The organism is Streptomyces sp. NPDC056738 (genome assembly GCF_042790435.1).
Lineage (GTDB): Bacteria > Actinomycetota > Actinomycetes > Streptomycetales > Streptomycetaceae > Streptomyces.
In genome coordinates this window covers 380228-395178 of sequence record NZ_JBHTZF010000006.1, presented here as the reverse complement: position 1 = coordinate 395178, position 14951 = coordinate 380228, and the positions used below count along the sequence as shown (strand labels likewise).

At 70.9% G+C, this 14951-nt stretch carries 15 protein-coding genes; 9 read left to right on the top strand and 6 right to left on the bottom strand.

What is annotated here, in order from left to right:
- Positions 1–102 precede the first annotated feature (102 nt).
- From ACFRIC_RS18745 to ACFRIC_RS18735, 3 genes are all read right to left on the bottom strand, one after another.
- Positions 103–987, bottom strand: a complete 885-nt coding sequence (locus tag ACFRIC_RS18745; RefSeq protein WP_382786904.1) for a hypothetical protein — start codon at positions 985–987, stop codon at positions 103–105.
- Positions 988–1120: 133 nt separating this feature from the next.
- Positions 1121–1438 (bottom strand): hypothetical protein, encoded by a 318-nt coding sequence (locus ACFRIC_RS18740; protein WP_382786901.1) that lies wholly within the window; start codon positions 1436–1438, stop codon positions 1121–1123.
- Between the two features lie 108 nt (positions 1439–1546).
- Positions 1547–2080 (bottom strand): PadR family transcriptional regulator, encoded by a 534-nt coding sequence (locus ACFRIC_RS18735; protein ID WP_382786898.1) that lies wholly within the window; start codon positions 2078–2080, stop codon positions 1547–1549.
- Between the two features lie 109 nt (positions 2081–2189).
- Between ACFRIC_RS18735 and ACFRIC_RS18730 the strand changes: the two genes are divergently transcribed.
- Positions 2190–2948, top strand: a complete 759-nt coding sequence (locus ACFRIC_RS18730; RefSeq protein ID WP_382786895.1) for an alpha/beta fold hydrolase — start codon at positions 2190–2192, stop codon at positions 2946–2948.
- A 69-nt stretch (positions 2949–3017) separates the two neighbouring features.
- On the opposite strand, the gene ACFRIC_RS18725 is transcribed toward ACFRIC_RS18730, so the two are convergent.
- Positions 3018–3617: a class I SAM-dependent methyltransferase gene (locus ACFRIC_RS18725; RefSeq protein WP_382786892.1), complete on the bottom strand. Its 600-nt coding sequence runs from the start codon at positions 3615–3617 to the stop codon at positions 3018–3020.
- Positions 3618–3769: 152 nt separating this feature from the next.
- Between ACFRIC_RS18725 and ACFRIC_RS18720 the strand changes: the two genes are divergently transcribed.
- The 7 genes from ACFRIC_RS18720 to ACFRIC_RS18690 all read left to right on the top strand — a co-directional run bounded on the left by ACFRIC_RS18720 (position 3770) and on the right by ACFRIC_RS18690 (position 10636).
- Positions 3770–4543, top strand: coding sequence for an MHYT domain-containing protein (locus ACFRIC_RS18720; protein WP_382786889.1), 774 nt, complete (start codon positions 3770–3772; stop codon positions 4541–4543).
- A 62-nt stretch (positions 4544–4605) separates the two neighbouring features.
- Complete coding sequence (locus tag ACFRIC_RS18715) at positions 4606–7167, top strand: nitrate- and nitrite sensing domain-containing protein (RefSeq protein WP_382786885.1); 2562 nt, start codon at positions 4606–4608, stop codon at positions 7165–7167.
- Entirely contained in the window at positions 7164–7601 is a 438-nt protein-coding gene (locus ACFRIC_RS18710; protein WP_382786882.1) for a roadblock/LC7 domain-containing protein, read from the top strand. Before ACFRIC_RS18715 ends, ACFRIC_RS18710 begins: the two co-directional genes overlap by 4 nt.
- 19 nt (positions 7602–7620) lie before the next feature.
- The gene (locus tag ACFRIC_RS18705; protein ID WP_382786879.1) at positions 7621–8034 is read left to right on the top strand and encodes a DUF742 domain-containing protein; all 414 of its coding nucleotides are present in this window, start codon (positions 7621–7623) and stop codon (positions 8032–8034) included.
- A gap of 195 nt (positions 8035–8229) precedes the next feature.
- Positions 8230–8835 carry an ATP/GTP-binding protein gene (locus ACFRIC_RS18700; RefSeq protein ID WP_382786876.1) on the top strand — a complete coding sequence of 202 codons (606 nt, stop codon included), beginning with the start codon at positions 8230–8232 and terminating at the stop codon, positions 8833–8835.
- 198 nt (positions 8836–9033) lie between these two features.
- A complete protein-coding gene (locus tag ACFRIC_RS18695) occupies positions 9034–9447 on the top strand; it encodes a roadblock/LC7 domain-containing protein (RefSeq protein ID WP_382786874.1) in 414 nt (137 codons plus the stop codon).
- A gap of 127 nt (positions 9448–9574) precedes the next feature.
- The gene (locus ACFRIC_RS18690; protein WP_382786872.1) at positions 9575–10636 is read left to right on the top strand and encodes a DUF6397 family protein; all 1062 of its coding nucleotides are present in this window, start codon (positions 9575–9577) and stop codon (positions 10634–10636) included.
- On the opposite strand, the gene ACFRIC_RS18685 is transcribed toward ACFRIC_RS18690, so the two are convergent.
- Both ACFRIC_RS18685 and ACFRIC_RS18680 read right to left on the bottom strand, forming a co-directional pair.
- The gene (locus ACFRIC_RS18685) at positions 10573–11439 is read right to left on the bottom strand and encodes an acyl-CoA thioesterase (RefSeq protein WP_382786869.1); all 867 of its coding nucleotides are present in this window, start codon (positions 11437–11439) and stop codon (positions 10573–10575) included. The genes ACFRIC_RS18690 and ACFRIC_RS18685 overlap by 64 nt on opposite strands.
- A gap of 19 nt (positions 11440–11458) precedes the next feature.
- Positions 11459–13972 (bottom strand): DEAD/DEAH box helicase, encoded by a 2514-nt coding sequence (locus tag ACFRIC_RS18680; protein WP_382786866.1) that lies wholly within the window; start codon positions 13970–13972, stop codon positions 11459–11461.
- A 145-nt stretch (positions 13973–14117) separates the two neighbouring features.
- Between ACFRIC_RS18680 and ACFRIC_RS18675 the strand changes: the two genes are divergently transcribed.
- Positions 14118–14912 (top strand): metal-dependent hydrolase, encoded by a 795-nt coding sequence (locus ACFRIC_RS18675; protein ID WP_382786863.1) that lies wholly within the window; start codon positions 14118–14120, stop codon positions 14910–14912.
- Positions 14913–14951 lie beyond the last annotated feature (39 nt).

The window sequence follows — 14951 nt, the reverse complement described above, 5'->3', positions numbered from 1 at the left end:
GGTGTCCCGCCGCTCACCGCGGACGGTGAGCGGCGGGACCGACGTGACGAACGCGGGGCCGGCCGAGAGCCGCGTCGCGGGAATTCCACGTGACGCGGTCGCTCAGCTCGGGCGGACCGCCATCTTGTCCAGGGCCTCCAGGAGGCCGGGCAGCTCCGGTCCGCGACCGATGGGCAGGACCTCGCCGGGTTCCTCGTCGAGCAGGACGAACGCGATGTCGTCGGTCCTGGCGACCAGCGACCAGCCGGGACCGTCGGCGCGCAGGGTGCGGGCGTCGCCGGTGGCGAAGGATGAGCGGACACGGCCCAGCGGGGGCGGTGTGTCCACGTACGCGCGGGCCTCGGCGAGAACGCGGCGGATCCCGGCGCGGTTCACCTTCTTCCCGTCCTCGGCCTCGCTCTCGTCGCCGCCCTGGGAGTCCTGCGACTCCTGAGCGTCCTCGGCGTCGCCAGGGGTGCCATCGCCACCCTCCGACGGTGCGAACTCGCTGTCGTCGATCTGGTCGCGCCACATGGCCCACTGGAGCGCGATCTCGTCCGCGCCGAGGCGTCGCTGGGCCGGTCCCCATTCCGTGGTGTCCGGCGGGCTCAGCGGAGGCCGTTCCGTGAGTTCGGCCGACGGATCGTGCGGAGCCGGCACCCCGGGGGCCGATACCGCCACCTCGAGAGGCCAGCCCGGCAGCGCGGCGACGACCGTCCGCTCGTCGGGCGACAGCTCGTGTTCCATCCCGCAGTCCCAGGACGCGATGGCGACGGCGACCAGGGAGACGTCGTCGATGACGACGGTCCAGCGCGCGCCCTCCCCGTCCTGGCCGAGCACCAGCCCGTACCCCTCTGCGAGAGGCGCGAGGTCGAGCGTCGCGCAGGCCTCCGGGTAGTCGTCACCGAGCACGCTGGGGAACTTCGCCGGCGTCAGCAGTACCGCCGTCAGCACATACAGCGCGTCGTCGTCCCCGGTGTCGACGGCGTCTTCGTCCGTCCCGGCCATTCCAGCCTCCCGATCGCTCCATCTGTCGGCGCACCCTAAGCGACAGGGAGGCGCTTGTCACGGTCCCGAAACCCGTGCGGAGCTGCTGCTATCCGGCTGGACAGGGGCGAAACGCCCTCGTGGGCCCGCCCGGTCAGGCGGCGGGCAGTCCGAGCAGGGTGCGGGCGACCGCCTGGGGCGACTCGTCGCGTTCACGTGCGAGAGCGACAACAGCCCGGCAGGCCAGCTCGTTGACCCCGAACGACAGGGCCTCAGGCGACACCCAGGCGGCTGCCTCGTCGATCTGCTCCTGGTCGTCCTCCGCGCACGCGGCCACGTACACGGCGGCCGCCTCGAACAGGTTGTATGTGCGCTTTCTCTCGTTGCGGCCCACCTCCCGCGCGCCCTTCTCGGGCCGCCCGGCCGTGGTCCCGCGCCCGATCGAGCGGAGCCTGCCGAATATGCCGGTCATCCGGTCACCATCCCTGCCTGATCGCTGATCGTGTGGTTGCCGCTACCCAACGTAGAGATGGAGCTGCGGCGGTAGAAGAGGGGCGGCCCGGTGAAACCGGATCTCTTGTCAGTGGCCCGCCGTGTCGAGCGAGTCGAGGGTGGTCCGCAGCCAGTCCAGCTCGGCCCGGCTGGTCGCTCGCGCGATGGTCAGGATGCCGCGCCGGAAGGGGTCGTCCAGCTCCTCCGCCCGGAGCGGCCGGTCGCCGTCGTAGAAGAAGCTCGCGGGCTCCTCCAGGAAGGCCAGTCTGCGGCGCAGTACGGCGGCCTGCGCCTTGGGGTCCGGCAGGTGTCTGAGGAAGGCGAGCACCGCGAACCAGCGGTTCTCGTCGGTGATGTCCCGTCGCGCCGGTTCGGCGAGCCTGCGGCGCAGTTCGCGTCCGCCCTCCTCGGTGAGTGTCAGGACGTGACGAGGGGCGGCGACCGAGCCGGGCTGTGTGGCCCGTTCCAGGAGCTGCGCGTTCTCCAGCCGCTTGATCGCGGGATACAGCGTGCTCTCCGCGACCGGCTTCACATGCCCCGTCAGAGCGGTGATGCGCTTGCGCAGCTCGTAGCCGTGCAACGGGGCGTCGTACAGAAAACCGAGGATGGCCAGCTCCAGCATGTCTCCATTCTGTCGCATCGGCGCTGTACATCGCTTCAGTCATACATCGGAACCGATGTATGCTCTTCGGGCTGTGGAAGACGACCGGACGGCGACAGGGGAGAGCGCGATGCGGCAGGTGGAGTTCGACGGCAGGGGGAGCATGATCCGCTGGACGGAGGCGGCGGGCGGGGGCCCCGCGCGCGTCTACGTGCACGGCCTGGGGTCGGCCTCGACGGTGTACAACGCCCACATCGCGGCCCGGCCCGAACTGGCGGGTCGCCGCACCCTGTTCGTCGACCTGCCCGGCCACGGCATCAGCGACCGGCCCGCGGACTTCGGCTACACACTGGAGGACCACGCCGCGGCTCTGGCGGCAGCTCTGGACGCCGCTCATGTCACCGGAGCGGAACTCGTCGCACACAGCATGGGCGGCTCGGTTGCCGTCGTGCTCGCCCATCGGCGTCCCGAGCTCGTCTCGCGGCTCGTCCTCGTGGAGGCCAACCTCGATCCGCGCCCTCCGGTCACCGCCGGCAGCAGTGGGATCGCCTCCTACGAGGAGGGTGAGTACGTCGAGAACGGTGGTCACGCGCGCGTGCTCGAGAAGGTCGGCGACCTCTGGGCCGCGACCATGCGCCTGGCCGATCCACGAGCCCTGCACCGCTCGGCGACGGGACTCGCCCGGGGCACCACCCCCACGATGCGTCAGATGCTCGTAGAGCTGACGATGGAGCGCCTGTTCCTTCAGGGCGAGCTCAGTGGTGAACTCCCGGGCGCCGACGGCCTGGAAGCGGCAGGGGTGCGTGTGGTGAACGTGCCGGGTGCCGGACACAACATCATGTTCGACAACCCCGACGCGTTCGCGGCGGCCGTCGCCGGCTCGGCCTGACGGTCGATCACCGGATCAGGTTGGTGTGTTCCTCCCGCGACAAGGCCGGCGCTCACCCTCAGCGGGAGGTCATCCTCGGCGTACGGCCAGCGCGAGGAAGCGGGTGTCCTCGTCCACGTACGAGGTCATGTCCCAGCCCGAACCGGCGAGCAGGGGGCCCAGGTTGTCCTCGGCGCGCAGGTCGTCGGGAGTGATCCGACGGCCCTGTCGGGCCGCGAGCGCGGCCCTGCCGATCGGGTGGAAGAGAGCGAGTGTGCCACCAGGCCGTACCACCCGGGCCAACTCCATCAGATTCTCGGCCGGGTTCGGCAGGTGGGCCACGAGTCCGGCCGCGAACACCGCGTCCAGCGACTCGTCACGCAGCGGCAGCGCGGTGACGTCGGCCAGCAGCAGCCGCCCCTCACGGTCCCGTCCGGCCCGGACGGCGGCCTCCAGCATGGCCGGAGTCAGATCGGCCCCGACGACCACGCCGGTGCCGCCCACGGCCGCTCGCAGCGGGGGCAGGGCGCGCCCCGTGCCGCAGCCCGCGTCGAGCACGCGATCACCCGCGCGGAGCCCCATGCGCGCCACGGCGTCCGCGTAGGCGGGCCCGTCGTCGGGGAAGCGGTTGTCCCAGTCGGCGGCCCGCGCACCGAAGAACTCCTGGACGTGTGTGTGGTCGTCGCTCATGTGCCGCATGATCTCTCACCGACACGAAGGACGGCGCGCTGCACACGTTCGAGCCCCATGCGATCGCTCGGGCACAGCTCTTCGTCACTTTGCATCAGCTTTCGAAACGCGCCCCCGTCGTGCGCCCCTGTGCGCACTAGCGTCCCGGGGCCATGGGACACCTGGACCACGCCGCCTTCGGCTGGCTGACCCCCGTACTGTCGTACGCGATGGCCTGCACAGGGTCCGCGCTGGGGCTGCGCTGCACGGTCCGCGGACTCGACGCCACCGGCCGGTCGCGCCGCAACTGGCTGCTCACGGCGGCCTCCGCGCTCGGTACGGGCATCTGGACGATGCACTTCGTGGCGATGCTGGGCTTCGGCGTCACCGGCACGGAGATCCGCTACAACGTGCCTCTGACGATCCTCAGCCTGCTGATCGCGATGACCGTCGTCGGCGCGGGCCTCTTCGCCGTCGCCTACGGCCGTGACCGGCGCCGCGCACTCGTCGTCGGCGGCCTCACCGCCGGGTTCGGCATCGCGAGCATGCACTATCTGGGGATGGCGGCGCTGCGGCTGCACGGCCAGGTGCGCTACGACCCGGCGCTCGTGGCGCTCTCCGTCGTGATCGGCGTGATCGCGGCGACCGCCGCCCTGTGGGCCGCGCTCTCCATCAGGTCACCCGTGGCCGTCGCCATCGCCTCCCTCGTCATGGGCGGCGCGGTGAGCAGCATGCACTACACCGGAATGATGGCCGTGAACGTACGGGTCAGCCCCTCGAGCGACGCGTTGTCGGGCGCCACGGCGATGCAGTTCATCTTCCCCCTCGCCGTCGGCCTCGGTTCCTACCTCTTCCTGACAGCGGCCTTCGTCGCGCTGTCCCCGATGTCCGGCCGAGCCGAAGCGTCCGCGACGGCCCGGCGGCCGGTCGAGGGCGTCGCCCACTGACGGCGGTGCCGCAGCCGCGCGGCCCGGACGGCACACCCCGACACTCTCCGATCGAGGAGGCCATGCGTACACCCCGCAGGACCACCACAGCAGGCGCCCAGTCATCGCCCCCGCGCCGCGGCCGTCGCGCGCACGCGGGCCCGCCGGCGGACGAGGGGGACATCGGTGACCTCCTCACCGGACCTTCGCCCGAAGCGCTCACGCGCGCGGGACGGTGGGGCGTCAGGCCCCGAACCGTCCGGGCCAAGATCGTCAGCCTGCTGATGGTGCCCATCGTCTCCTTGCTCGCCCTGTGGGCATACGCCACCGTGAGCACGGCGCAGGACGTCGCGCGGCTGCGGCAGTCGCAGCGCGTGGACGCCACGGTCCGCGCCCCCGTCGACGCCGCGGTCGCCGCGCTCCAGGCCGAACGGGCGGAGGCCGTCCGCTACGCGACCGCCCCAGCCGCCGTGTCGCCGGGCGACTTCGAGGACCTCTCACGCCTCACCGACCGCGCCGTGGCGAAGCTCCGTCTGGGAGACCACAACACCGTCGCCGACGGAGCGGACCTGCCCGACGGAGTCTCCGGGCGCCTCGCCGCCTTCGTCGCCGACGTGGAGCGACTGAAGTCGCTGCGCACCGGTGTACGGGAGCGCCGCACCGGATGGGAGGAGGCGTACGGGGAGTACACCAGGACCATTTCGACGGCGTTCGGCGTCGAGGGCGCGCTCACCGGCGTCTCCGGAACGGCCATGCGCACCGACGCCCGGGTCCTCCTCGAGTTCTCGCGGGCGGGGGAGGCGCTGGCCCAGGAGGACGCCGTGCTCGGCGCAGCCCGGCTCGCCGGAACCCTGGACGGCGAGCGGCTGCGACTGTTCACGGGTGCCGTGGACACACGCCGCACCCTGACGGACGCCGCGACGCCGGACCTCGACGGGCCCGAACGGACCGCCTGGAACGATCTCGTGGAGGGGAGCGCGTACGACGACGTGCGCGCCGTCGAGGACAAGGTGCTCCTCTCGCGCCCCGGGCCCAAGGCACTCGACGCAGCGCCGGAGGCCGCCTGGAGCATCGCTCACGAGCGCGTCGGCGACGGCATGCGCACGGTCGAGGCCGACGCGGGCCGTGTCGCCGCGGACGACGCGACCGACCCGCTCGGGCACGCGCTGCTCACCCCGGCCGGCGCCGCGGTCCTCTTCGGCCTCGTCGCGGTCATCGCCTCGCTTATCATCTCCGTACGCATCGGACGCGATCTCGTGGTCGAACTCGTGGGACTGCGCGACGGCGCCCTGGACATCGCCCGCCGCAAGCTCCCCGAAGCCATGCGCAGGCTGCGCGCGGGCGAGCCGGTGGACGTCGACGACGAGGCACCGCCGGGACGGCCCTCGGAGGATGAGACCGGGCAGGTCGCGCAGGCGCTGAACACCGTGCACCGGGCCGCTCTGCGGGCCGCCGTCGAACGCGCGGAGCTGGCCGACGGCATCTCCGGGGTGTTCGTCAACCTGGCCCGGCGCAGCCAGGTCCTCGTGCACCGCCAGTTGAACCTCCTGGACGCCATGGAGCGCAGGTCCGAGGACCCGGACGAGCTGAGCGATCTGTTCCGCCTCGACCACCTCACCACGCGGATGCGGCGTCACGCGGAGAGCCTCATCATCCTGTCCGGAGCCGCGCCCGGACGGGCGTGGCGAAGGCCCGTCTCGCTCACGAACGTGGTCCGGGCGGCGGTCTCCGAGGTCGAGGACTACGCGCGCGTGGAGGTGCGGCAGCTCCCCGAGGCGGCCGTCGTCGGCGGGGCGATCGCCGACCTCACCCATCTGCTGGCGGAACTCGTCGAGAACGCGGCCCAGTTCTCGCCCCCGCACACCCGCGTGCGGATCACCGGTGAACCGGTGGCGAACGGCTACGCGGTCGAGATCGAGGACCGGGGACTGGGCATGGGCAAGGACCGGATCGCCGAGGCCAACCTCCGCATCGAGCGGTCCGAAGCCCTCGACCTGTACGACAGCGACCGGCTGGGCCTCTTCGTGGTCAGCCGGCTCTCGGCCCGGCACGGCATCAAGGTTCACCTGCAGGCCTCTCCCTACGGAGGCACGACCGCGGTCGTGCTGCTGCCCACGGCATTGCTGCAGGACGGTCCGACGGAACGTTCCCTCCTGGAGGCCGACGCGGACGGGCCACCACCCGAGAGGGAGTACGCGCGCGTGCCGGTCGCTCCGGAACCCGAAGCGGTCGAGGCGGTCACCGAGCGGCCCGCACTGGTTCCCCCGCGACCGAGGGCTTCCGAGGAGCGGACGAACGGATCGGCGGGGACCCCGCCCCCGGCGAACGGCACGAAGGAGACAGCTCGTTCGGACATCGCGCTGCTCCGCCCGCAACCTCCCTCGGAGGACTCCGCAGGTTCCGGCGGACTTCCACGCAGGGTGCGCCAGGCGAACCTCGCCCCCCAACTGCGCGAACAGCGTTCCGAGGAGTCGGAGGTTCCTCCGGTGTCCCCGTCGGACGACGAGCGCACACCCGAAGTCGTACGGGCCCGCATGACCGCCTACCGGGCCGGCTGGGCACGCGGCGGCGGCCGGTCGCCCGGAGTGGGCACAACTCCAGGCCCCGCAGCGGGCACCGACAGCAGCGAAGGAGACCCCTCATGATCCAGGACCCGACCAGGGACGGTGCCCAGCGGTCCGGTGAGCTCGACTGGCTGCTGGACGACATGGTGCTGCGCGTGACCGAAGTACGGCATGCCGTGGTGCTGTCGAACGACGGACTGGCGGTGGGCGCGTCCACCGCCCTGCGGCGCGAGGACGCCGAACACCTCGCGGCCGTCGCCTCCGGATTCCACAGCCTGGCCAAGGGAGCCGGCCGCCACTTCGGCGCGGGCGGGGTGCGCCAGACGATGGTGGAGATGGACGAGGGCTTCCTGTTCGTGGCCGCCGCGGGGGACGGCTCGTGCCTCGCCGTCCTGACCACGGTCACGGCCGACATCGGACTCGTGGCGTACGAGATGGCGCTCCTGGTCAAGCGTGTCGGCGAGCATCTCCACGCCCCGCCCCGGGTAGGCGCACAGCCGCCCGCGGCGGGATGACCGAGGGCGGCCCGCGCAGATGACCGAGGACGCGCCGGACATCCCGGCATGGCCGGGCAGCCAGTGGTACGACCAGGAGGCGGGCCCGCTCGTCCGGCCCTACGCCGTGACGGGCGGCCGCACCAGCGCCGGTCCGGCCGGGACGCATTTCGACCTGATCGCCCTGGTCACGCTCGACAGGACGGCGCCGGGAGCCGACGAGGACACCTCGCTCGGCCCCGAGCACCGGACGATGCTCGAACTGTGCCGTTCCGAGACCCTGTCCGTCGCCGAACTGGCCGCCGGCACCGGACTTCCGCTGGGCGTGGTCAGGGTGCTCCTGGGCGACCTCCTGGAACGCCGCTGTGTCACCGTCAACCGCCCGGTACAGCCCGCGTACCTGCCCGACGAGCGCATCCTCCGCGAGGTGATCGAGGGGCTGAGGGCGCTCTAGGCGAACCACAATTCGATCGGCGTCACGGCCAATCGCGTGCACTCCTGGGCACGGAACGGGCGCGTTCCGATCGCAAGAGGCAATCTGCGGTCCAACCCCGCCCGGTCGAGCCGTAGTTGTCATGATGCTGGCTTCGCTCGCCCGATCAGACGCATCGATGCCGGCCGTCGCCGGCGATCCCGAGAGAAGTGATCCATGGTCTCCGAGAACTCCGACGCCACGGGTGGCGACCCGACCGCCATGGCGCTGAAGATACTGGTCGCCGGCGGGTTCGGCGTCGGGAAGACGACCCTGGTGGGCGCGGTCAGTGAGATCCGGCCGCTGCGCACCGAGGAACTGCTGAGCGAGGCCGGTCGTTCCGTAGACGCGACCGACGGCGTGGCCCAGAAGATCACCACCACCGTGGCCATGGACTTCGGACGCATCACCATCCGTTCAGGACTCTCGCTCTACCTCTTCGGAACACCCGGCCAGGACCGGTTCTGGTTTCTGTGGGACGAACTGTCGACGGGCGCTCTCGGCGCCGTCGTCCTGGCCGACACCCGACGGCTCGAGGACTGTTTCCCCGCGGTGGACTACTTCGAGCACCGCCGGATCCCCTTCGTCGTGGCCGTCAACTGCTTCCCGGGCGCTCGCGCGTACGGGACCCAGGACGTCTCCCGTGCCCTCGACCTGGACCCAGGTACGCCCGTGGTCCTTTGTGACGCCCGCGACCGCGACTCCGGGAAGGAGGTGCTGATCAGGCTCGTGGAGTACGCGGGGAGGGTGTACACGGCCCGGCTGCTCGAATCCGTCGGCTGAGAGAGCCCGTCGTCGCCTCGGCGAGGCGCCGGCGCCACGCCACCGTCGCACGGCCTCCTCGCGGTCCGCCCTTCGCGCCCGTTCGTCGGCCATCTTCTCTGCCATGCCACCCGTGCGCCTTGCCGGGACGGCGGCAGTGGGGAAGGCTTGCTGGTCGAAACCTCCGGCCAGGGGGACGGCACACGGGGAGACCGGAACATGGAACAGAACACGGGACTCGGCTGGTTGCTGGACGACCTCACCGAGCGGGTCGAGCACGTTCGGCATGCGCTGGTGCTGTCCAACGACGGGCTGGTGACGGGCGCGAGCACGGGACTCCGACGGGAGGACGCGGAACACCTCGCCGCGGTCTCGTCGGGACTGCACAGCCTGGCCAAGGGCTCCGGCCGCCATTTCGGCGCCGGGCAGGTACGGCAGACGATGGTCGAGTTCGACGACGCGGTTCTCTTCGTCACCGCGGCCGGCACGGGCAGTTGTCTGTCCGTCCTCAGCGGGGCGGAGGCGGACATCGGGCAGGTCGCCTACGAGATGACGCTGCTGGTGAACCGCGTCGGCGAACACCTTCGCGTGGACGCGCGGCAACCGGAAGGAAAGCCCGCTTCAGACTTCTGACCTGCTGATACGCCGCCGTGGCCGAGGTTTTCCACAGGCCCGCCACGATGTCCGACAAGCCGGATACGGTTTTTCCCGAGGCCAACGCACACCGGCGCGAGCCTCCGACACCACAGGGGAGACCGTCATGTCCGCGACCACCATCACGCAGTCCGCCACCGTCTCGCTCAGCCGGGCGGCTCGGGAACTGGAGCTCAAGCGGGGCGAGTTCGACCTGGCCCTGCATCTCGGCTGTGTGCGCTCGGTCCCCGACGAAGGAGGCGGGGGACGCCGGATCGCCCGCACCGAGATCGAACGGGTGCGAGCCGAAGCCGGGTTCCCGGAGACGCTGCGCGAGCGGGTCAAAGCCGTCGGCACCACGGAGGGCGCCGCCCTCGTCGGCGTGACGACCGCCCGTTTCACACGCCTCGCCCGCCTGGGGCTGGTCGTGCCGGTGAAGTTTTACCTGAATCGCTACAGGGTGGTCGTCTGGCTCTACCTCGCCGAGGAGCTGAAGCAGTTCGCGGCCGACGAGCACAACGCGCCGCTGCTGAGCGGGCGCACACCGGAGGGCCTCCGGGACCAGTTGGTCGAAGGCCTCGACCTCCGTCCCCGTAACTGGCGTGGCCGCCACCTCGGGTTCCTGCTGCGGCAGACCGAGGACCCCTGGGCCCGCGCCGCGGTGGTGGCGTCCCTGCTCGACCCCGTCCACGTGGCCGAGATCGTCAAGGATCCCTACGAGCGCGCGCATCTCAACCGTCTCATGCCCGCGCCTGTTTCACGGGCCGCACCGGACTCGCCCGGTGCCCGGATCACCGAACGCATCACGACCGCTGAGCACCCGGACGAGATCGGCTGGCTGAGGGCCGACCTCGGGCAGAGCGTCCTGGAAGCCAGGGAAGTCCGCCCCGCGCCCCGCCCGGCACCGCGCGCCCCGAGCGTTCCGGCGCGGGTTCCGTCGCCCGGGTCGTCGGTAAGTGGGCCCATCGGAGCTCCACCGCGCGCGGCCCGGACCGCACCCGTCGGCTCTCCGCGCGCTGAACGGCACTGCGCGACCGCCGCGGCCGCCCCGCCGAGGCCGCCGGAGTCAGCCCGGTCGCGGAGGCTGCTCGCATGGCTGCGGCGCGGGAGCCCGGACGAGTCCGCCTACAGGGCCCTGAACAGCCCCTCCTGCACGACCGAGACGAGCAGGCGCCCTTTGAGGTCGTAGATGCGCCCGCGGGCCAGACCGCGGCCACCCGTCGCGATCGGCGACTCCTGGTCGTACAGGAACCACTCGTCCGCGCGGAACGGGCGATGGAACCACATGGCGTGGTCCAGCGACGCCATGTCGAAACCACGCGGACCCCACAGAGGTTCCACCGGGATGCGGACGGCGTCCAGAAGAGTCATGTCGCTCGCGTAGGTGAGGGCGCAGGTGTGCACGAGCGGGTCGTCGCCCAGCGGGCCGACGGCACGCATCCACACCGCACTGCGCGGCTCGGCGCCCTTGACCTCCTCGGCCGTCCAGCGCAGCCGGTCCACATAGCGGATGTCGAACGGCTGGCGCCGCGCCATGCGTTCCAGCGTTTCGGGCAGAGCACCCAGATGCTCCTTGATCTCCTGCGTCACTGTCGGCAGGGACTCGGGGTCCGGCACCTCACGGGCCGGCGGCAACTGGTGCTCGAAGCTCCCTTCCTCGGGCTTGTGAAAGGAGGCGGTCAGATTGAAGATCGTGCGGCCCTGCTGCACGGCGGTGACGCGGCGCGTGGTGAACGACCGCCCGTCCCGCACCCGTTCGACCTGGTACACGATCGGGACGCCCGGACGGCCCGGGCGCAGGAAGTACGCGTGCAACGAGTGCACCGGCCGGTCGCCCTCGGTGGTGCGGCCGGCGGCGACCAGCGCCTGGCCTGCCACCTGGCCGCCGAAGACGCGCTGCAGCGACTCCTGCGGGCTGCGCCCGCGGAAGATGTTGACCTCGATCTGCTCCAGGTCGAGCAGGTCGACGAGCCTCTCGGCCGGGTTCGTCATCGGTGGAGTTCTCCTGTACTCAGAGCTGTCCGACATCGGTGACCTTGACGACGGCACGGCCCTCGGCGTCCGAGGCCGTGAGGTCGACCTCGGCGCTGATGCCCCAGTCGTGGTCGCCGTTCGGGTCGGCGAACGTCTGGCGGACCCGCCAAAGACCGTTCTGCGGCTCCTCCACGATCGAGAGCAGCTTGGGGCCACGGGCGTCGGGGCCGGTGCCGAGGTCCTCGTACTCGTCCCAGTACTTGTCCATCGCCTCGCCCCACGCGTCGGCGTCCCAGCCGGACTCCCCGTCCATCTCGCCGAGTTCGTCGACGTTGTCCAGAGCGGCCAGCTCGACCCTGCGGAACATCGCGTTGCGCACGAGGACGCGGAAGGCCCGGGCGTTCGAGGTGACCGGCTTGACCTGGTCGGCCCGCTCCTGGGCCTCCTCGGCCGTCATCACCTCGGGGTTGGCGAGCTGTTCCCACTCGTCCAGGAGGCTGGAGTCGACCTGGCGCACCAGCTCGCCCAGCCAGGCGATCAGGTCCTCCAGGTCCTCGGACTTGAGGTCGTCCGGGACGGTGTGCTCGAGGGCCTTGTAGGCGCTGGCCAGGTAGCGCAGGACGATGCCCTCGGTGCGGGCGAGCTCGTAGAAGGACACGAACTCGGTGAAGGACATGGCCCGTTCGTACATGTCACGGATGACGGACTTCGGCGACAGCGGGTGGTCGCCGACCCACGGGTGGCTCTTGCGGTAGGTGTTGTACGCGTGGAAGAGCAGTTCCTCCAGAGGCTTGGGGTACGTCACCTCCTGGAGCCGCTCCATGCGCTCCTCGTACTCCACGCCGTCGGACTTCATCGCGGCCACGGCCTCGCCACGGGCCTTGTTCTGCTGGGCGGCGAGGATCTGCCGCGGTTCGTCCAGCGTGGACTCCACGACGGACACCATGTCCAGGGCGTAGGACGGGGATTCGGGGTCCAGCAGGTCGAAGGCGGCGAGCGCGAACGTCGACAGAGGCTGGTTGAGCGCGAAGTCCTGCTGGAGATCGACCGTCAGGCGCACGATGCGGCCCGTCGGGTCCGGCTCGTCGAGCTTCTCGACGATGCCGCCGTCGAGGAGCGAACGGTAGATCGCGATGGCCCGGCGGATGTGCCGCAACTGCTGCTTGCGCGGCTCGTGGTTGTCCTCGAGGAGATGCCGCATCGCGTCGAAGGCGTTGCCGGGTCGTGCGATCACCGAGAGCAGCATCGTGTGCGTGACACGGAAGCGCGACGTCAGCGGCTCGGGATCGGAGGCGATCAGCTTCTCGAAGGTGTTGTCCGTCCAGCCCACGAAACCCTCGGGAGCCTTCTTGCGCACCACCTTGCGGCGCTTCTTGGGGTCGTCGCCCGCCTTGGCCAGCGACTTCTCGTTCTCGATCACGTGCTCCGGCGCCTGGGCGACGACGTAGCCCGCCGTGTCGAAGCCCGCGCGCCCGGCCCGGCCGGCGATCTGGTGGAACTCACGGGCGCGCAGCGTGCGCACCCGCGTCCCGTCGTACTTCGTCAGCGCGGTGAACAGCACCGTGCGGATGGGGACGTTGACGCCCACACCCAGGGTGTCGGTGCCGCAGATGACCTTCAGGAGACCTGCCTGGGCCAGCTTCTCCACCAGCCGTCGGTACTTGGGCAGCATGCCGGCGTGGTGCACACCGATGCCGTGGCGTACGTAGCGGGAGAGGTTGCGGCCGAACTTGGTGGTGAAGCGGAAGTTGCCGATGAGCTCGGCGATCTGGTCCTTCTCCTCACGCGTGCACATGTTGATGCTCATCAAAGCCTGCGCGCGCTCCACGGCCTGCGCCTGGGTGAAGTGCACGATGTAGACCGGGGCCTGCTTCGTGGCGAGCAGCTCGGTGAGCGTCTCCGTCAGCGGAGTGAGCACGTATTCGTAGGAGAGCGGGACGGGCCGGGTCGCCGACCGGACCACCGCCGTGGGGCGGCCGGTGCGGCGGGTGAGGTCCTTCTCGAACATCGAGACGTCGCCGAGCGTCGCCGACATCAGGATGAACTGCGCCTGCGGAAGTTCCAGGATCGGGATCTGCCAGGCCCAGCCCCGGTCGCCCTCGGCGTAGAAGTGGAACTCGTCCATGACGACCTGGCCGACGTCGGCGTGCTTGCCGTCGCGCAGGGCGATGGACGCGAGGACCTCGGCGGTGCAGCAGATGACCGGGGCGTCGGCGTTCACGGAGGCGTCGCCGGTGAGCATGCCGACGTTCTCGGTGCCGAACATCTTGCACAGCTCGAAGAACTTCTCCGAGACGAGCGCCTTGATCGGTGCCGTGTAGAAGGTGACCTCGTCGCGGGCGAGCGCCGCGAAATGAGCGCCCGCCGCGATCATGCTCTTGCCCGAGCCGGTGGGTGTCGAGACGATCACGTTCGCACCCGAGACAACCTCGATCAGCGCCTCCTCCTGGTGGGGGTAGAGGGTGAGACCGCGTTCCCCGGCCCACGACTCGAAGGCTTCGTAGAGGGCGTCGGGGTCTGTGGTCTGCGGGAGCTGATCGATAAGGGTCACGCCCCCATCTTGCCTGTCGATACACGTGATGGGGGAATCGGATGTTCGGGGGAAGATCACGACCGCTACGCTGTGGCGCCGGTGACGCGTCAGCGTGCACGGGCAACTGGACAGCGTTGCAAGAGAAATGGGGCGGGGAACGGCCATGATGGGACCAGCACACTCACTGTCGGGGGCCGCGGCCTGGCTCGGCGTCGGAGCGGCGGCCGCCGCGGCCGGCCATGCCATGCCCTGGCCGGTCCTGCTCGTCGGCGCGCTGATCTGCGCCGGCGCCGCTCTCGCCCCGGACCTGGACCACAAGGCCGCGACCATCTCGAACGCCTTCGGACCGGTGTCACGCAGACTCTGCGAGATCGTCGACAAGCTCTCCTACGCCGCCTACAAGGGGACCAGGAAGCCGGGCGACCCCCGGCGCAACGGCGGGCACCGCACACTGACGCACACCTGGGTGTGGGCGGTCGCGATCGGAGCGGGCACTGCGGTGCTGGCGATCACCTGCGGCCGGTGGGCGGTCCTGGGGATCCTCTTCGTGCACATGGTGCTCGCCATCGAGGGGCTGCTGTGGCGGGCCGCCCGCGGTTCGAGCAGCAACGTCCTGGTCTGGCTGCTCGCCGCGACGAGCTCGTGGATCCTCGCGCAGACCCTGGACAAGCCGGGCAACGGCGCGGACTGGCTGTTCTCCGCTCCGGGCCAGGAGTACCTGTGGCTCGGATTGCCGATCATCCTCGGCGCCCTGGTGCACGACATCGGGGACGCGCTGACGGTGTCCGGCTGCCCGATCCTGTGGCCCATCCCGGTCGGCCGCAAGCGCTGGTACCCGATAGGCCCGCCCAAGGTGATGCGGTTCCGGGCCGGGAGCTGGGTCGAGCTCAAGGTGCTGACGCCGGTGTTCATGGTGCTGGGCGCCGTGGGCTGCGCGGCCGCGCTGAACTTCATCTGAGTCCCGCGCCGCCCGCTCCGCATCGGGGTCGCGCGGCTC